Annotated in this window: 15 protein-coding genes and 2 pseudogenes; 13 read left to right on the forward strand and 4 right to left on the reverse strand. The window is 50.7% G+C overall.

The genetic code is table 11. The annotated features are described in order from the left end of the window. The first annotated feature begins 83 nt into the window (after positions 1–83). The 12 genes and pseudogenes from BLW97_RS06960 to BLW97_RS07010 all read left to right on the forward strand — a co-directional run bounded on the left by BLW97_RS06960 (position 84) and on the right by BLW97_RS07010 (position 10,920). Positions 84–1,775, forward strand: a complete 1,692-nt coding sequence (locus tag BLW97_RS06960) for a proton-conducting transporter transmembrane domain-containing protein (protein ID WP_075322759.1) — start codon at positions 84–86, stop codon at positions 1,773–1,775. After that, positions 1,775–4,183: a YbcC family protein gene (locus tag BLW97_RS06965; protein ID WP_075322760.1), complete on the forward strand. Its 2,409-nt coding sequence runs from the start codon at positions 1,775–1,777 to the stop codon at positions 4,181–4,183. Before BLW97_RS06960 ends, BLW97_RS06965 begins: the two co-directional genes overlap by 1 nt. Before the next feature lie 84 nt (positions 4,184–4,267). Further along, positions 4,268–5,146 (forward strand): DUF6671 family protein, encoded by an 879-nt coding sequence (locus BLW97_RS06970; RefSeq protein WP_242947730.1) that lies wholly within the window; start codon positions 4,268–4,270, stop codon positions 5,144–5,146. A 94-nt stretch (positions 5,147–5,240) separates the two neighbouring features. Next, a pseudogene (locus tag BLW97_RS19995) lies at positions 5,241–5,479 on the forward strand (transposase); the annotation flags it as partial. A gap of 14 nt (positions 5,480–5,493) precedes the next feature. After that, a complete protein-coding gene (locus BLW97_RS19405) occupies positions 5,494–5,718 on the forward strand; it encodes a hypothetical protein (RefSeq protein WP_158025142.1) in 225 nt (74 codons plus the stop codon). A 248-nt stretch (positions 5,719–5,966) separates the two neighbouring features. Next, the gene (locus BLW97_RS06985; protein WP_242947731.1) at positions 5,967–6,386 is read left to right on the forward strand and encodes a mercuric transporter MerT family protein; all 420 of its coding nucleotides are present in this window, start codon (positions 5,967–5,969) and stop codon (positions 6,384–6,386) included. Then, entirely contained in the window at positions 6,299–6,778 is a 480-nt protein-coding gene (locus tag BLW97_RS06990; protein ID WP_242947734.1) for a heavy-metal-associated domain-containing protein, read from the forward strand. Before BLW97_RS06985 ends, BLW97_RS06990 begins: the two co-directional genes overlap by 88 nt. A gap of 30 nt (positions 6,779–6,808) precedes the next feature. After that, positions 6,809–8,473 (forward strand): mercury(II) reductase, encoded by a 1,665-nt coding sequence (gene merA / locus BLW97_RS06995; RefSeq protein ID WP_479714975.1) that lies wholly within the window; start codon positions 6,809–6,811, stop codon positions 8,471–8,473. A 139-nt stretch (positions 8,474–8,612) separates the two neighbouring features. After that, a complete protein-coding gene (locus BLW97_RS07000) occupies positions 8,613–9,080 on the forward strand; it encodes a MerR family transcriptional regulator (protein WP_075322766.1) in 468 nt (155 codons plus the stop codon). Positions 9,081–9,113: 33 nt separating this feature from the next. Beyond that, the gene (locus BLW97_RS19410) at positions 9,114–9,278 is read left to right on the forward strand and encodes a hypothetical protein (protein WP_158025144.1); all 165 of its coding nucleotides are present in this window, start codon (positions 9,114–9,116) and stop codon (positions 9,276–9,278) included. Positions 9,279–9,485: 207 nt separating this feature from the next. Beyond that, a pseudogene (locus BLW97_RS07005) lies at positions 9,486–9,761 on the forward strand (transposase); the annotation flags it as partial. A 487-nt stretch (positions 9,762–10,248) separates the two neighbouring features. After that, complete coding sequence (locus BLW97_RS07010) at positions 10,249–10,920, forward strand: NRAMP family divalent metal transporter (RefSeq protein ID WP_278278496.1); 672 nt, start codon at positions 10,249–10,251, stop codon at positions 10,918–10,920. A 203-nt stretch (positions 10,921–11,123) separates the two neighbouring features. Here the strand turns inward: BLW97_RS07010 and BLW97_RS07015 are convergent, their stop codons facing one another. Together BLW97_RS07015 and ppsA are read right to left on the reverse strand one after the other, a co-directional pair. Beyond that, positions 11,124–11,447: a L,D-transpeptidase gene (locus BLW97_RS07015; protein ID WP_242947735.1), complete on the reverse strand. Its 324-nt coding sequence runs from the start codon at positions 11,445–11,447 to the stop codon at positions 11,124–11,126. 378 nt (positions 11,448–11,825) lie between these two features. Continuing rightward, positions 11,826–14,243 carry a phosphoenolpyruvate synthase gene (ppsA, locus tag BLW97_RS07020; RefSeq protein ID WP_075322769.1) on the reverse strand — a complete coding sequence of 806 codons (2,418 nt, stop codon included), beginning with the start codon at positions 14,241–14,243 and terminating at the stop codon, positions 11,826–11,828. 246 nt (positions 14,244–14,489) lie between these two features. Here ppsA and BLW97_RS07025 point away from each other — a divergent pair, with 246 nt between their 5' ends. Further along, positions 14,490–15,257 (forward strand): sulfite exporter TauE/SafE family protein, encoded by a 768-nt coding sequence (locus BLW97_RS07025; protein ID WP_075322770.1) that lies wholly within the window; start codon positions 14,490–14,492, stop codon positions 15,255–15,257. 269 nt (positions 15,258–15,526) lie between these two features. On the opposite strand, the gene BLW97_RS07030 is transcribed toward BLW97_RS07025, so the two are convergent. Both BLW97_RS07030 and BLW97_RS07035 read right to left on the reverse strand, forming a co-directional pair. Next, positions 15,527–15,961 carry a DsrE family protein gene (locus tag BLW97_RS07030; RefSeq protein WP_158006481.1) on the reverse strand — a complete coding sequence of 145 codons (435 nt, stop codon included), beginning with the start codon at positions 15,959–15,961 and terminating at the stop codon, positions 15,527–15,529. A gap of 84 nt (positions 15,962–16,045) precedes the next feature. Next, entirely contained in the window at positions 16,046–17,728 is a 1,683-nt protein-coding gene (locus BLW97_RS07035; RefSeq protein ID WP_075322771.1) for a putative bifunctional diguanylate cyclase/phosphodiesterase, read from the reverse strand. Positions 17,729–17,896: the final 168 nt, after the last annotated feature.

Here is a 17,896-nt window from a genome sequence, read left to right on the forward strand (position 1 = left end):
ATATATAATTTATATATTAAATTAGAATAAATATTAAAATTTTATTACTGTCTTCCTCGGTTATTTGAACCCTGGAGGTAAGTATGTTTTCAATAGGTTCCATTCCCTGGCTTACAGGAGCGTTGCTGGCAGCATTGCCTGCCGGACTGATTGTAGCCGCCATTCCCAATGCGCGGACGACAAGACAATCCGCTCTGTCTTATCGTTACCGCGTACGTTGGGCGGCGATCTCCGCCTTGGCGATAGCAATAGCTGCAGATATTGGTTTTTTTTGGGGCGCACGAAGTGATCTGATCATCACGGAAATTCCTCTTGCCGTTCTGCATTTTGATTTTCCCTTGTCAATTGCCGTCAATGGTTTGACCTTGCTCCTGGCCACTCTGGTGTCTTTCGTGATTGTCATGATTGCGCAGTACAGCGTCGGCTATCTGGATGGCGATCCTCATCAAGCCCGTTTTTTTCGCCTGCTTGCACTTACGGGCGGTTTTTTTCTGATCGCTGTGGTTTCAGGAAATATCGGCCTGTTTACCCTGGGCATTATCATCATGGGGTTCAGCCTGAACAAGCTCTTGAAGTTTTACGCTGACCGGCCCAAAGCGATCATGGCCGCCCATAAAAAGTCGCTTTTTGCCAGAGCCGCCGATATGGCCCTGGCGGCGGCTACCCTGCTCATCGGGCAGCAAGTTGGCAGCCTCGAGTTTGCTTCCATCCGTTACTTTGTGGAGCACTCGGAAAGTATTCCCTGGGCTTTGCAGCTGGCTGCCTGGTTGATTGTGATGGCAGTGATTCTGAAAAGCGCTCATTTTCCTTTTCAAGGCTGGTTGATTCAGGTCATGGAGGCACCGACCCCGGTATCCGCTTTGATGCACGCGGGCGTGGTATATAGTGGTGCCATTATAGCCCTTCGCACCAGTTCGCTCTTGATACGCGTTCCTGATGCACTGATTTTACTGGGTTTCATGGGCCTTGCTTCGGTGATTATTGCCTCGCTGGTCATGACTACCCAGACTTCCATCAAATCCATGCTGGCTTGGTCAACTACGGCGCAACTGGGATTCATGTCACTGGAATTGGGTCTTGGCCTGTTCCCTCTGGCATTGCTGCACTTGACGGGTCACTCGCTTTACAAGGCGCATGCGTTTCTGTCTTCGGGCAGTGTCACCGATCAATTGCGGCAAGTACCAACCGGGGGCAAGAAAATACCCGGCATGGGTTCATGGCTATTGGCGACGGTGCTGGGAGCGCTGATTGCCGGGGGAGGTGCATGGCTTTTCGGAGAAAATCCACTCCAAAATCCGACCTGGTTCGCATTGGTGATGATTGTCGCCATAGCTATCTCGCAGATCATGATCAGGGGCTTTCTGTTCAGCACGATGCCTGATCGGGTTACGTCCTTAATCGTTGCCATAAGCATGGGGTTTACCTATCTGGTTCTGCATACACTTTTTGTGTGGGGTTTCACTTCAAATCTGACCCGCTCCTTGCCCGTTGTATCGGTTTCCTACCTCGCACTGGTTGCCTTGACGGCCATAGGGTTTCTGATACTGAGCTGGTTACAGGGTCCCGGACGCAGATTGTTGCCTCAAAATCTGCAGATGATCCTGTTTACCCATCTTTACAATGGGTTATATACAGATTACTGGGTAGAGCAGATTTCGCATCGCTTTTGGTCCGAACGCGTCAGAGTGCAACTCCCGCGCAAAAATCTTGCCGTGGAATCCTTACAAACCATCGCACAAAACCAGAATATTCCTGAAAAGTCTGGAGGCATCTAATGAATACAAGCAATACAGTAAATACCGAACAACTTTTTGATCGAGTGATGCGCCGGATTGCTCCGGTCTGGCCCCTGGACAGTTTTGTAGCCGTCAATCCTTATTGGGGGTTCGCCGACCAACCTTTTTCGCAGGTAGCCGCACAGCTTCAGGAGACGGTTGGCGAGCGGGTATTGATGGATCGACGCTGGTATGCAGATCTTCTGCAAACGGGCAAGCTGGATATGGCCGATATTCTTCAGGCCGCAGAAGATCTGGGCCAGTCCACAGACGAAGGAGACTGGAGAGCCTATCTCCGGGAAGATCCCGAATTACCCATGCGCCTGCCGCGATTGCCGGAATTAATGGATCGTCGGGGACATGCTTCCATTTCACAGTACGTGGTAGAGCAGATCAGTCACTTTTTGGCGGCCTATTATGATCGGGGGCAATCCTTGTGGAGTTTTCCCAAGGACAACCGGCTGGGACTCTATGCGACTTGGCGGCAATACACCCTTACGGATCGTAGCCTGGGTCCTTTAGGACTCAAAAAAATTCGTCCCGGGCTGCTCGCTATGCCAGCCGATGCGGCACAGGCGAGAATATGGGCCTTGCAACATCTGGCCATTCCAACAACTGCAGAAGAGGCCTATTTACTGGTACTCCTGAAATCCGTTGGAGGCTGGGCCAGCTGGTGTCGTTATCTGCTTTGGCAGGCAGAATTGCAAGGCGATCAGCAAGAGGATCTCGCTGATTTACTCACCATCCGCATGGTTTGGGAAGCGCTTCTGCGTCAGGTAGCGCAACCCAAGATCATCGAGCGTTGGCGGAAACAGATTGAGGGATGGATTGTTGACAACAAAACTGCGGATAATGCCAATGCCGAGCGGGGAGAAGTGCTGCTGCGCGCAACGGAAATAGCCTACCGTCGACAGGTGGCAACGAAAATTCGTCGCTCACCGGCGCAAAAATCCCAGAGCAAAGCTCAGGTACAGGCTGCCTTTTGTATTGATGTCCGTTCGGAAGTGTTTCGGCGGCATCTTGAGGGTGTTTTGCCTTCGCTGGAAACGATTGGATTCGCAGGATTCTTTGGCGTGTTAATGGATTATCAGCGACAGGGAGATGCTGGAGCAAGAACACAGTCGCCCGTCCTGCTCAACCCCAGTGTGCATGTCCAGGAAGAGGCACCCGAAGCCGTTATTCAAAACCGATTCCGTCGCTTACGCCGGGGAGCTGCATGGAAACAATTCAAACTTTCGGCCTCGTCCTGTTTTTCTTTCGTGGAAACCGCCGGTCTGTCTTATGTGGGCAAGCTACTGGCAGACAGCTTAGGATGGCACCGGGCTTCCGTACCCCCCGACGAAGCAGGTTTGAATGCAGCGGAAAGAGCCAGTCTGCAGTGTGTTCTGCCCGGGTCGTTAACCCTGCAGGAACGAACCGCCATGGCTGAGTTTATTCTGAATGGTCTGGGTTTGAATCGGGGAATGGCCCCCATGGTTCTACTCGTAGGTCATGGTAGTTCCACCACCAATAATCCGCACCGTGCGGGACTGGATTGTGGCGCTTGTGCCGGGCAAACCGGGGAGGTAAACGCCAAAGCTGCAGCGCGTTTGCTCAATGATGCCGGGGTTCGGGAGGCTTTGGTGCAAAAAGGTTGGGATATAAAGCCTGATACCTGCTTTGTGCCGGCGCTGCACGATACCACTACGGATCGGGTGGAGATTTTGGGTGAGTGGAATAACCCCAGACTGGACAACCCGCTTCTCGAAGAGGTACGTGAGGCGCTGGCTGAGGCAGCCAACCTTACCCGACTGGAAAGGATATTGCGCCTGGAGGCTAATCTGCAGGATCAGGACGCTGTCGCCAAAAACATGAACTTCCGGGGCCGCGACTGGTCGCAGGTCCGTCCCGAATGGGCATTGGCGGGTAACGCCGCTTTCATCGCTGCTCCACGCTGGCGCACGCGGGAAATGAACCTGGGAGGGCGCGCCTTTCTTCACGACTACGATGTAGCCAAAGATCCGGATTTTGCAGTTTTGACGCTGATTATGACGGCACCGCTGATTGTGGCCAACTGGATCAACATGCAGTATTACGGCTCTATTGTGGATAACCAGCGCCAGGGCTGTGGGAACAAGGTGCTGCATAACGTGGTGGGAGGCACTATCGGGGTTCTGGAAGGGAACGGGGGGGATCTGCGTATCGGTCTTTCTGAACAGTCCTTGCGGGATAGTAACGGAGGGCTTCAGCACGAGCCATTGCGTTTGTCTGCCTTCATTGAAGCGCCAACGGAGGTGATGGATCGCATCATCGGGAATAGCACGATTCTGGGCCAGCTTGTTGATAATCGCTGGCTCACTATTGTGCAAATTGCTCCCGATGGCAGTCTCTTTGAGCGTCGTGCCAAAAATCAGTGGGTATTGATGTAGTTGTTTCCAGGGTATGGAACAGGATTTCATGCCCATATCAGCTACACAAACAGCCTAAAAGCAATTTTATTAGGGGAGAACGCCATGCATTCAAAACCATTCCCAACCAATCAGGAGTCTATGTCTTATTACTTAAAAAAACATATTGCATTTATAACAAAACATGGAAAAGAGGCGGTAATTATTCCAGTTCTAGAAAAAAATTTGCAATGCTACATAACGCATATAAAGCATTACGATACTGATCAACAGGGTACTTTTACCCGAGATATTGAAAGGGTTGACAATCAGTTAAATACTGCCCGACATAAAGCAAGGATTGGCATGGAGATGAGCGGGCTCAATTTAGGCCTGGCCAGTGAAGGCGCTTTTGGCCCGGATCCTTTTACGGGTTTTATCCCCTGGAATCGAGAAATCATTGTACTCATTGACAATGAGACAAAGACTGAAATTATAGGAGAAGCACAAGGGCCGGGTAATCACCAGCATCTCATCACTTCAAATTGGTCAGAAGCATTGACTTTTGGTAAAAAAGTGGGATTTCCTGACCAGTTAATCATTATTCGGCCTGATCATGAAAGTGATAACAGGATAATAAAAAACATAACCAGTTGGGATCTCTATGAAAAAATATTCCATGATGTGATTAACAACTCCACTACAGGATATGCTTTTATTGAAACAGATGGTCGGGCTTACGCCAATCCGAAGAGGATGGAAATGATTGCCAAGGCAACAAAAGATTTGCTCATAAAAATGCAATCCTGTTGTCCTGGCTGCGGAACTCCCGGATTTACTGTAATCGAGCGCTTTCCAGGATTGCCTTGCAAGAACTGCAATGGACCTACCAAGATATTTTATATGGATTTATACGCATGTCAAAAATGTGGAGAACACAGGGAAATAAAATGCACAGATCAGGAATGGGCGGATCCTCTTTATTGCGATTTTTGCAATCCATGATCATGTTACTATTTTTTTGTGCATATCGAAAAAACTCTCTATTTCGATTGTATATGATAAAAGATAAACAGTTGGAAGGAACAGGATATGACCGATGAAGCCCAGAAAAAGCGCGATCAAATCCGACCTGCTTTCCGCAGATCTGCACCATCGGAACAGGGTCAGTTGAAATCCACTTCTGCGGATTGGCTGCCATATCGATTTTACGGCACTAGCAGCGCAGGTATATGGCGCCACCCATCGGCCGATGGGTGGCCGCACGTCCTATCCCACCGAAGTCATGCTGCAGATCCTGGTATTGAAGGTCTGTATAATCTGTCAGATGAACAGCTATCGGATGACGGTAATTGTTGCAATTGCAGACTGAAAGCGGTCATTCAGCAGCGGAAAGCAAATGGCCCAAAGCAGTTATCCAAGTTGAGTATCACCAGTGCCCGGAGCTAGGCCATAAATTGCTTTATCTGGCCGATACATTGCTGGGAAAATTCAATGTGATTCATAAACTGAATCTGGCTGGGGTAAAAAACCCAGGGGCTATTATCCTTTTGAAGCTCAGTTTCAGCAGCAGGTGATAGAAAATCATTTCCTGATGATTTCGGGGAAGTAGATCGATGCCCAGCCATAGATGATCCCCGTGGAGTAGTACTTCAACATCACTACCGACCTCCACGTCAAAGGTGAAGCCTGCGGTCCAGCGACTCGAGGCCTCTACCCTGAAATGGAGGTCCACGCTTGACACCGTACCATGCTACGGCATCTATAGTCCTTGGTAGACAGGTTGAAGAACGCTTCTATCCAGATGAGTGGAGGTTCAGACGTTATGAATATCAAGGTCAGTAAATCGGATCCACAGGGATCTGGCTGCGCCACCAATAACTCGAATATGCAGAATGTCCGACCAAAGGGGCTATGGGGGTTGTTAGTAGCGGTCATAGTGGGTTTCCTGGCTTCCGCTTGCTGTGTCTTGCCGCTATTGCTGATTGTGGCTGGTGTAGGCGGCGCATGGATGGCTAACTTGCGGGTACTTGATCCTTACGCCCCTTACCTGGATGTGGTCGTGTTGCCCTTTTTGGGATACGCCCACGTTCAAAATTATCGCGAAAAAAAGGCGCTGGCCTGTAGTTCGTGTTCGATGGTTGGACGATTGGGTCGTTGGCAATCCCCTCTTTTATGGGCGGGTACCGTTTTGGTTATTGTCTTTCTGGCATTGCCGCATGTGTTGCCCGGCTTGTTGATGTAGTTCTTTTAAATTCCAATGAACTCAAGGAGACTAAAATGCACATAAAGATAAATTCAGGAAAAAATCTGGTGTTGATATCTGCGCTTTCACTGCTGGCAAGTGGCGTGCTCGCTATGTCTTTCGCGTGGGCTGGCACGCCTTCTTCTGCTGCTGTCGTGCAGTCAGCTTCTGTTACGTCGGTATTCAGCGTGCCGTCAATGAGCTGTGGGGATAAGGCCTGTGAAACGGCTATTTATATTGCACTGCATCGCATCCCGGGTGTGCAGCATATCCATATTGATGACATGAAAAGGACGGTGACGGTGACCTATGATGCCAAAAAAGTGAGTCCGTCTGTTCTCCTGAAAACCTTTAGGAATATTGGGTATCCGGCTTCTTTGGCGCATGCTTGATTCGCGTATTGAATTACGGATACAAGGAGTATCACGATGAAAAAAACCATTCAGTTGAACATACTCGGGATGACATGTACGCACTGCGCTTTGACCGTAGAAAAAGCCCTTAAGGACGTCGCCGGTGTCGACAAAGCAAACGTTTTCTTTCCTGAAGGTTATGCGGAGGTGGAGGTAGCCGACGACGTTGCTGATTCCGTGCTCACTGCGGCTGTCGTCAAGAGCGGTTACGGCGCACAGGTCGCCAAGGTGGACGCAGACCTGCACGACCGAAGCACTCGTGTCGATGCGCCTGCAGCAGAAAAATTACACGTGATTGTTCTGGGATCTGGATCGGGAGCCTTCGCTGCGGCGATCCGCTGTGTTGATGGTGGCGCGCGCGTTACGATGATCGAAAAAGGGACGTTGGGGGGAACCTGCGTCAATATTGGCTGCGTTCCGTCCAAAATCATGATCCGCGCGGCGCAAATGGCACATTGGCAGCGCGCACACCCATTCCAGGGACTGGGCCATTGTGAGCCTACGGTGGAACGTGTGGCACTGGTGGCGCAGCAGCAGCAGCGTGTGGACGAACTCCGCAACGAAAAATACGTCAACGTACTCGCTTCTCATCCAGAGATTACCCTGCTCCAGGGAACCGCTCGATTCGCCGATGCCCATACTATTGTCGTGCGCACAGACGACGGAAAAGAGCAGTCCGTTCGGGGAGATCGCATTCTTATTGCTGTTGGTGCGCATCCCCATGTGCCTCGAATACACGGATTGAACCAGACTCCCTACTGGACGTCGACAGAAGCACTTGTCGCCGAAGAAATACCCCGGCATCTGGTGGTATTGGGTGCTTCGGTGGTGGCTGTAGAGTTGGCACAGGCTTTCCGCAGACTGGGTGCAGAGGTCACTATTCTGGCACGCAGTACCTTGTTATCCAGGGAAGATCCAGCACTAGGCGCGGGTTTACAGACTGTCTTTGCAGAAGAAGGTATCCGGGTGCTTCAGCAGACGGTTCCAGAAAGCGTGCACCATAATAATGGGCAGTTCGAGATCCAGATTGATTCGGAGCGGCTCCGTGCAGATCAGTTGCTGGTGGCAACGGGTCGCCAACCCAATACGCAGGATTTGGGATTGGAATTCCTTGGAGTTGCCACCAACAAGTTTGGTGCCATCCTGGTTGATGACCACATGCGTACGAGCGTTTCCCACATTTTTGCGGCAGGAGACTGCACTACGCATCCTCAGTTCGTGTATGTCGCCGCTGCGGGGGGCACACGTGCCGCCGTCAACATGTTAGGAGGCGATGCCGCACTGGATCTAAGTGCCATGCCGTCTGTGGTCTTTACAGATCCGCAAGTGGCCACGGTTGGACTGGATGAAAAGGCGGCTGAAAAGCGGGGGATCAAAACCATCAGCCGCACCCTGAGTCTGGACAATGTCCCCAGAGCCTTGGCGAATTTTGACACCCGAGGATTTATCAAGCTGGTAGTGGACGAACCCACTGGAAAATTATTGGGGGCGCAGATTCTGGCTGCTGAGGGTGGTGAAATTGTCCAGTCTGCGGCATTGGCTCTACGGGGTGGATTGCGCTTCCAGGATTTGGCGGATCAATTGTTCCCCTATTTGACCATGGTGGAAGGACTGAAACTCTGTGCCCAGACATTTACCAAGGATGTCAAGCAATTGTCCTGTTGTGCCGGCTAACGGATAAGGAAAGCCATCATGCGTCAGGATCACATGGAAAGAGGGCTGCAAAATTTATTGAGAGAATTCCCGCTCCAGTCTCGAGTCATGAACGAACCGGTTTTCAGCAGAATTTTCACCTTCTGCAAGGAAATGTGTCATGACTGAGCCATCTCATCGACAAGGTTATCGTATTGGCGAAGTGGCCAGTGCTGCCGGTGTCCATGTCGAAACGGTACGCTATTACGAACGGGAAGGTCTTATCGTGCAGCCCAAGAAGCCGCATCTTGGATCCCGTCGGTATCCCGAGGAGACTATTGCACGCATTCGGTTTATCAAGCACGCCCAAAAGCTTGGCTTTACCTTAAAAGAAGCGCGTGAACTCCTTCTGTTGCAGACCAACAAAACCCAAGCCTGTGGTGCAGTACTGCATCAGGCAAAAATCAAACAATCTGCGGTGCTTGCAAAAATTCAGGCTTTGCGAAGACTGGAAATCGTATTGGCCCGTCTAATTCAGGATTGCCAACAAGAATATCCCAACCAGCATCATGCGTGTCCGATTTTGGAATGTCTGGAAGCAGATGACGCAAGCATGGATGATTTGCTTGCGGACGCGGGGGAACGATAATGATGACCTTGAGCCAATTCGGCTGGAAATGATATGGAAATCATTCAACGAATTTTTAACGCCGTATTAATTGCCGCTCTTTTTTGTTCGATACCGGAACAGTCTTGTGCAAAAGCCGTTGCCAAGACAACTCCATCAAAATATGGGCTCCAAGGTGCGCTTCGTGGGTATAGCACTGGATGGCAAAAGATCTGCTGAGAAATTTATTGATAAGCCCAAATTGATAGTCTTTCACGTTAAAACATATTTTAAGTTTATTTTTATAAAACATCTCATTTAGGATTTGGAATATACTTAACCTGTTGGCATGTTCAGGAGACGGTATATTCCTTGAGTGTGGTTTTCATGGGTGGTTATGAAATTCATGTCACTTTAAAATTTATGTTTTCTGTAGCAGCGATTTGCACCGAAGAACAGTGCGCAACAGCCCTGGAATCGGCGCGTTGGCCAAACGGATTTCACTACCCCCGATGTGGCAGAACCCGGCATTCTGTTCTGAAATGCGGCTCGCGCAAGACCTTTCAGTGCAGCCATTGTCGTTATCAGACTTCGTTGATTGCCGGAACACTTTTTCAAGGAACGTATTTGCCTTTGACCCTTTTGTTTCTGGCCATTTACCTGATCAGCCAGGCGAAAACCGGGATATCCGCGTTTGTGCTGAGTCGTCAACTCGGTGTCAGCTAACCCTCGGACTGGCACGTCCATCACAAGCTCATGCAATTCATGCTGGAACGCTAAGTTCTCTAACTGGGCTGAGGCTCGGGCAATGGTTCCATTCAGCGGAATTATTGTGCCAATCAGGCAACTATTATGAATAATTCGGTGACATGATTTATAATAGTTTGCAAGTATAGCGAGATCTCCAATCATTATTTATGTTACTGATAAAGAAGCACATTTGCAGTTCATCCCTTTGCATAAGGATCAAGTTTTAATGCCAATCTTATCGGAAACTCCTCAAACACCTACCGAGGCAGATCTCCTGCAGCAATTACCCGAGGAGGAACGTCAGCGCATTCAAGAGCGCTGGCGAATCTATCAACTCCGTCACCATCCTTCCTGGTGGCGACGCCTTCTCCTATTCCTAAGTCTGATTGGGCCTGGAATCCTTGTAATGATCGCGGACAACGATGCGGGAGGTGTTATCACTTATGCGTAGACAGGCGCAATGTATGGCATTGGTTTTTTTATTCCCTTCCTGTTACTGATGATTCCCGTAGCTTACATTGTACAGGAGATGACCGTTCGCCTTGGCGCGGTGACTCATCGGGGGCACGCCGAAATGATCTGGGGACGCTATGGTGCTTTTTGGGGCGTGTTCTCACTGCTTGATCTCACCATCGCGAACATCCTGACCTTGGTAACTGAGTTTATCGGCATTCGAATAGGCATGAGCATTTTTTCCGTGCCCCCTTATCTTTCTGTGCCCATTGCTTGGGTTTTCGTGGCTTCGATCATGATCTTTCTGCATTACAATACTTGGGAACGCGTGGCTCTGTGGATTGCTGCTGGAAACATCGTTTTCGTACCGCTGGCCATTGCCGCGCATCCGGACTGGAGCCAAGTCGTTGCCGCAGTTGGCAGTTGGCATATTCCCATCGGCACCGCTCTAGGTGCCTTTACCTATGTCATTCTGGCTAATTTGGGCACTACGATTGCACCCTGGATGCTGTTTTTTGAGCAATCATCGGTAGTGGACAAGGGACTCACCATTCATGATATTCCTGGTGGTCAGGCAGACACGGCTATCGGCAGCCTCTCCATGGGAGTCATCGCCGATGCGCCAATACAGCGACCAATTCGCGTCCATCCAGTGCATGCAGCAAACCATCAGAAATGATCAAAGCAGTGTGTTTACCCAGACCCGTAGAAAATGAAATGAGGATAGCTCCGGGCAGTCGATACAGGTCGGAAAGTGATCCAATCCACAGCACTCGACCAATCTTTACACCATATTTAAAAACAGTGGCATTACAGAGAATAAATAACCTCAAAAAGCCAAGAAGCACCACGTTACATGCCCACTGAGCCGCATCCACCGGATCATGGCATCACCGTCACAGGCGTACCGATATGTATCATCCCATAGGCCCGTTGTGCTGCTTTTAATGGCAACTCCACACAGCCAGTGCTTTGCCGAAATCCATACGCCAGACGGGGGAAATAGTGTACTGCCCGGCCATCCCAGAAATAATTCACGAAGCGCACATCTGGATCGTTATAACACTCACCATGGGGGAAACAACCGGTCATGCGCGTGCTTGGAAAGCGCGCATACACCGCCCAGGTACCGTTAGGCGTGTTTGCACCGGGCACGCCCGTATTGGTCAGACTGTGCAAAATCCATTTACCGCTGTTTGTTGCCAAAAAATCCAGAGCGCCGAAAAGCAAAGGTGATCCCGGAGAATTCGGTGTGTGCGCCTGAAGCGCCGACGGCGTACCAGAGGGCCATATAACCACCAAATTTGTGGATTGGCCGTATGTAGGCCGGTCAGGCCCACCTGCCCCGGTAAATAGTGCAGTAGCGCTAAATCACGAGCCACCTGTAACCAAACCGGTGGAATGGCCGTGCCCGCCTGATCTACGGAAAAAATCGCACCAATTTGCCATACCGTGAGCATCGGTGTCGGCGAGCAGGCCTACCGTATAGCCGATCCCATAAAAACAGTATACGGACTGATACTCCCCATTGAACTCAGCCGGAGTAAGTTAGTAGCCGCCATCCAGGTGGTTCCCGATAACGCCCTATTTTCGTGGGGTTCTGCCCATGCGTTTTTCCACCTCCAACACCTGCAGGGTCGTGGCTAGCACGGTATCTGGATTAAGACTTATGGAATCTATACCCAGCTGCACGAGAAATTCTGCCATCTCTGGATAGTCCGAGGGCGCCTGACCACAGAGTCCTGAATGAATGCCATTACGTGCGCAGCCTTCCACCGCGAGACGGATCATCTCCTTCACTCCGTCGTCACGTTCGTCGTAATCAAAAGCAACAATTTGTGAATCCCGGTCAACTCCTAAAGTGAGTTGGGTCAGATCATTGCTGCCAATAGAAAAGCCGTCGAAGCGTTTGGCAAACTGGTCAATAAGAATGACATTATTGGGAATCTCGCACATGGCGTAGATTTTCAGCCCCTGTTCGCCACGCTTTAAACCAAACTCTGCCATTTTGGCCAACACAGCATCGGCTTCCTGCACTCGGCGCACAAAGGGAAGCATGAGGATGACATTATCCAGTCCCATATCTTCCCGGACTCTGCGCATCGCTGCACATTCAAGGGCAAAGCCTTCTGAATAGTCTGGATGCGCATAACGGGAGGCCCCACGAAATCCGAGCATGGGATTGTCTTCGCTGGGCTCAAACCAGCGACCCCCCAGTAACGAGGCATATTCGTTAGACTTGAAGTCCGACATACGCACTACCACAGGCTTGGGATAGAAGGCGGCTGCAATGGTGCCGATCCCTTCAGAGAGCCGCTGAACGAAAAAGTCGGCAGGATTATCAAAACCGATAACCAGTTGAGCCAGGGCTGTCTGCTCTTCTTTATCCTCCACTTTTTCGGGATGGAGAAGCGCCATCGGATGGGCCTTGATGGCACTATTGATAATAAACTCCATGCGCGCCAGACCAATGCCATCATTGGGCAGCATACTGGTCTGGAACGCGATTTCGGGATTACCCAGATTGATCATGATCTCTGTAGCCGGGCGCTGCAGCGTGGCCAAATCCGTATGTCGAATTTCAAAAGGAAGAGCGCCAGCATAGACAAAGCCTTTGTCACCTTCGGCACAGGATACCGTGATAACTGCACCGTCCTGCAGTACCGTTGTGGCATTGTCGGTGCCGACTATGGCAGGTATCCCCAGTTCGCGGGCAATGATGGCAGCATGGCAAGTGCGTCCACCACGGTTAGTCACGATCGCCGCAGCTTGTTTCATGACAGGTTCCCAGTCTGGTGTAGTGGTATCTGCCACGAGAACCTCTCCGGGACGAAAGGTACTGAGATGCGCCACATCAGCTATGAAGCGTACCGGTGCGGAAGCAATTTTGGCACCCACAGCCCGTCCAGTAGCCAATACCTGACCACGGGTCTTGAGTAAATATTCTTCCAGAACTTGTCCCTTTTTCTGGGAAGATACGGTTTCCGGGCGGGCCTGAACCATATAGAGCTGACCATCCAGGCCATCCTTGGCCCATTCCATATCCATGGGCCGGCTCTCGCCGACTTTTTGGCTGTAATGTGCTTCGACCTTGACAGCATAGTCTGCCAAAGTCAGTACATCACTATCGGTAAGGCAGAAGTGCTCTCTTTCGTTTTGAGAGGTGGGTACATTGCGAGTCTGGTTGTGAGTGTGGCCCTCTGCATAGATCATTTTGATCTTTTTGCTTCCGAGAATGCGCCGTAAAACAACCTTTTTCCCACGCCTGAAACCAGGCTTGAAAACATAATACTCGTCTGGATCTACTGCACCTTGAACCACATTTTCTCCCAGCCCCCAGGAGGCGGTAATGAAGACTACATCGCGAAAACCTGTTTCCGTATCCAGAGAAAACATGACGCCGCTGGTAGACAAATCCGAGCGTACCATCTTCATAATGCCTATGGACAAGGCCACCTTGAAGTGGTCAAAGCCCTCATCAATCCGGTAGTGAATGGCACGATCGGTAAAAAGGCTGGCAAAACAGCGTTTACAGGCGTCAAGTAAGGCGGCATCACCAGATATATTAAGGTAGGTATCCTGCTGACCGGCAAAACTTGCTGTTGGCAAATCTTCGGCGGTCGCTGAGGAGCGTACAGCCACCGTCAAGGTGGGACCATATTCCCTCTTCAGTTGTGTATAGGCAGAGAGAATTTCTTCCTGGAGATCAGATGGTAAAGGGGCACTGTAGATGATCTCACGGGCTGCCGCTCCTCGCCGTGCCAAATCCTGCACATCGTTCGGATTCAGTCCATCCAGTGCCTCGTGCAAATGCTCCCAAGCCCCGGCCTTATCAAGCATGGTACGGTAAGCCTCAGCGGTAACAGCAAAACCGTTGGGCACTCGTACGCCCTGTGCTGTGAGCTCTTGAAACATTTCACCCAGGGAGGCATTTTTGCCGCCCACCAGAGATACGTCTTCAATATGTATTTCATTGAAAAAACGAATATATTTTGCAACCATGACATCCTCCTGAAGGCGAAAAAACTGTTGTTCTCACCGATTACGCGAGCTCTCGTCCTATTTTAGTATGACAGGACGCGTATGTACTTTTTGATCTTTCTAAACCATAGTTGGTGATGCGGTGTTGCACAAGTCGATCCATTCATTATTCTACCTAAAATTCAAAGCCTGAATGGCCATTTCCACCGGGGTGGTTTATGTAACCACTTCATACTCTAAAGGATTTATAAAATAACAGTATTTCCAATGATTATCAGTTTTGTGCAAAGCGAGGTGGGGCGCTCTATCCTTCTCTTTTTTGCCGGCCTGATTGCAGGATTTATCAATGTGCTGGCGGGTGGAGGTTCACTGCTCACTCTGCCGGTCCTCATTCTTGCCGGCTTAAATCCTATTGTAGCCAATGGGACTAACCGAATAGGTATTTTGTTGGAGAACCTGACTGCAACGCGGCATTTTCAGCAACGGCAACCCATTAACCTTCAGCAAGGTGGAATGCTGGCCCTTTGGACGATACCCGGTGCGGTGACGGGAGCCATACTGAGTATCAACATCAGCAATCTGTGGTTTCAGCGACTGTTAGTCATTGTCCTTCTCATCGGTGCCGCCACACTGCTATTTCCCAAAAGAACCCATTTTTTGTCAGGCAAGCGGAGGGATGGTCAAGCCTCACCATGGCTCTATCCAGCCTTGCTTGGGTTGGGGTTTTATGGAGGATTTATTCAAGCGGGGATCGGTTTCCTTTTTATCTTGGTTCTGAGCAATCTTTTGGTCCAAAATCTCTCCACAGTAACAGCCTACAAAACCTTAATTATTGGCATTTATACCCTTCCGACTCTCTTTATTTTTGCCTGGACAGGGGCGGTGCGTTGGGAACCGGGCATGATCATCGCTGCCGGCGGTATTCTGGGGGCACGATTTGCTGCCAGAATCACCTTGGGGCGGCGTGGCGAAATATGGATCAAGGTTGCAGTGGTGATTATGGTAGTCGTTTTGGCTACCAAATTGTGGGCCTAGCAGTCGGTCGAATTTAGCCTCGGGTAGCCGCTCGTCAGCAGGTGGGTAATGAGATGGTGCTCAACACCCATGGACAACCCTCCCCTCCGGCTTCGCCAATGTCGATCTCAAGGCCTTTACCGATGAATTCTATCACCGGCTGACGGACGCCCACCCCACCCCGATGCCGGGAACTCCTGAGTATATCGTTCGAGATGCCGCATCTTGCAAGCGGCAGGGATAACGTGGCGATTTTAGGATCCGGAAACGCAGAACTATGCAGCCAGGCCTTACATTTTGACTTCGGCCCAACCTTCATTATGACGTTTCATCAGCTCTGCCATGCCTCCAGCCACTACACTCACTCCGGGAGCCAACTGACGCGCCGTAATATGCAGTCGACGCATGGATGTTTGACAGGCTACGAAGCGGACTCCACGCATCTGTAAAATGGTAATTTCCATGGCATCTGGAGCATTCTTCAAGAGCATTTGCAGGCCAGGCCCCCAGGCCAACACTTCCAACCGGGCAGGTGGAATGCCGACCTTGTGGACGATGTGAGCGACTGCACCAAGAGTCATCGACCATGCCGATGGTTTTGCTGAGTCGACTTCAAAGAGCATTCGGTAAGGTCCATGGCCCCAAGCAGGCGCATCGGCAGCTTGCGCTACTTCAAAACTCATTGAAAGTGAATAACAAAGCAGAATAGTTATAAGCCATTTCATAATCATATTAAAGCTCCAATGTTAATGCGCACCTTCGGCAGAAGTATGTTCAAACAAATCTATGCTATGTTTGGCAATAAGACCCTATCCACATGAGTTTTTTATTTTCCGGTTCCAATAAGCAGATACGATGGCGTGCTCGAAAGCCGCCGCTGCTTGATCCACATCGGTCCAGTCATCGTGAAAGGAAGACGCGATCAACTGTTCTCGCAGTGTTGCCATGGTTCGGTGGTAATCCTGATGGAGCCGTTCCAGACCCTTGTCGTCATCCAGCCCTAAGCTGCGGATATAGTGATGGCCGGGACAGGCGGTAGCGTCCGCCAATGTTTCATAATCGGTTAAATGCGGAGCCTGGCGAATCGTTTTTTTCAGGGCATTATGGGCGGCGATTTGTTTGGCATAGAATCCGAGCAGACTGCTGGGATGCGGACGATCATAGCCGGGTGCGCGTTTGAGAAATGCCTGTAGTTCTGATAAGGGCATGGGTCTGGCGATGGCGCAGCCCTGAAGGAATTGTGCGCCCGTGACCATAATCGCATCCAGAATGTCCTCTGTTTCCACGCCCTCCACGACTAGATCCACGCCCATGCCAGCAGCGAGGTCCTGAATGGCCCCCACAAAATGCAGGTCTTGAGGTCGCTGTTCCAGAGAGCGAATAAAGCCCTGGTCAAGCTTGATCTCATCAATAGGCAGATCCTTGAGTCGCAGCAGAGAATTATAGGCACTTCCCACATCGTCCAGAGCCAGCCGGACGCCCAGTGCTTTTATTTCCAGGAGATGATCCAGTGCCTTCTGCTGTTCCAGGAAATCATTTCCCTCCAAAATCTCCAGAGTAATACGAGAGGGGTCCGTCGCGCTTTGCGCGATCACTTTCTGCAGACCGGTGATGCAGTCTTTCGCGACGGAGCGCGGATCCAGATTCACAGAGACCCACAAGGACCATTCTGGCGAATCCAGAAGAGACAGATCGGTCAAGGACTGCGCCAAGACTTTTTGAGTCAGATCAGAAAGATTGGCAACCTGCAATTGCGGCAGAAACTTTGCAGGTGGCCACAGGGCACCATCCGTATCCCGCAGTCGTGCTAAAGCTTCCAGACCGACCACCCTGCGTGTCCGACCATCCAGAATGGGTTGATACCAGACTTCCAGAGCCCCGGCATCCAGCAGTTTTTGTGCAGGAGTAGGTTTTGTATGCGGATTTTCACCAAAGAGCACCCAGAAGCGATCCCGGTAGGCCATGTTTTTCTTGCTCTCGTAGAGGGCCTGATCGGCCAGACGCAAGAGTTTGTCTCCCGTGTCTGTATCTTGAGAGGGGTAAAGGACGACTCCCATACTCGCTCCGATCTGAACACTTGCACCATGGCTCAACGAAATAGGGGCGGTAATAAGGTCCTCGATTTTTTTCAGGATGCCGGCAAGATCATCCAGATTCTGAAGATCTTCAAGCAGCAGAACGAATTCATCTCCGCCCAGGCGGGCGACGAAGTCCGATTTGCGCAAGGCTTCGGGTAAGCGTTTTCCGAGGGTGATCAGCACTTCGTCACCGGCCTCATGGCCATAGGTATCGTTCACGGGTTTGAAGCCGTCCAGATCCAGCATGCAGACCGCCAAAAACCGGAGGTGGCGGGTGGCGCGGACCATGGCCTGTTCCATCTGGATTTCCAGAAAGCGTCGGTTGGGAAGATTGGTCAGATCGTCGTGAAACGCCATTTGTTTAATGCGCTCCTCGGCTTCCTTTTGTGCAGTGATGTCACGACCGATAATCATGATACCAGCGCGTTCACCATATAGTGGACCCCAATTTCCGGACGGTTATTTAAGATGGTAACCTGCTGTAAATAAGGAGCAGGTTGTGAGTGAACGGAAGCGCAAGATTTTTAGTAGTCAGCAGAAAGCCAAGGTCGCACTTGAAGCGGTTCGAGGGATCAAGACGGT

It is taken from the genome of Acidithiobacillus albertensis (assembly GCF_001931655.1).
Lineage (GTDB): Bacteria > Pseudomonadota > Gammaproteobacteria > Acidithiobacillales > Acidithiobacillaceae > Acidithiobacillus > Acidithiobacillus thiooxidans.

Bases quoted from the DNA above. Each gene is read 5' to 3' on its own strand.
- BLW97_RS06960 (WP_075322759.1), top strand. From the start codon at position 84: ATGTTTTCAATAGGTTCCATTCCCTGGCTTACAGGAGCGTTGCTGGCA.
- BLW97_RS06965 (WP_075322760.1), top strand. From the start codon at position 1,775: ATGAATACAAGCAATACAGTAAATACCGAACAACTTTTTGATCGAGTG.
- BLW97_RS06970 (WP_242947730.1), top strand. From the start codon at position 4,268: ATGCATTCAAAACCATTCCCAACCAATCAGGAGTCTATGTCTTATTAC.
- BLW97_RS06985 (WP_242947731.1), top strand. From the start codon at position 5,967: ATGAATATCAAGGTCAGTAAATCGGATCCACAGGGATCTGGCTGCGCC.
- BLW97_RS07000 (WP_075322766.1), top strand. From the start codon at position 8,613: ATGACTGAGCCATCTCATCGACAAGGTTATCGTATTGGCGAAGTGGCC.
- BLW97_RS19410 (WP_158025144.1), top strand. From the start codon at position 9,114: ATGGAAATCATTCAACGAATTTTTAACGCCGTATTAATTGCCGCTCTT.
- BLW97_RS07010 (WP_278278496.1), top strand. From the start codon at position 10,249: ATGTATGGCATTGGTTTTTTTATTCCCTTCCTGTTACTGATGATTCCC.
- ppsA (WP_075322769.1), bottom strand. From the start codon at position 14,243: ATGGTTGCAAAATATATTCGTTTTTTCAATGAAATACATATTGAAGAC.
- BLW97_RS07025 (WP_075322770.1), top strand. From the start codon at position 14,490: ATGATTATCAGTTTTGTGCAAAGCGAGGTGGGGCGCTCTATCCTTCTC.
- BLW97_RS07030 (WP_158006481.1), bottom strand. From the start codon at position 15,961: ATGAAATGGCTTATAACTATTCTGCTTTGTTATTCACTTTCAATGAGT.
- BLW97_RS07035 (WP_075322771.1), bottom strand. From the start codon at position 17,728: ATGATTATCGGTCGTGACATCACTGCACAAAAGGAAGCCGAGGAGCGC.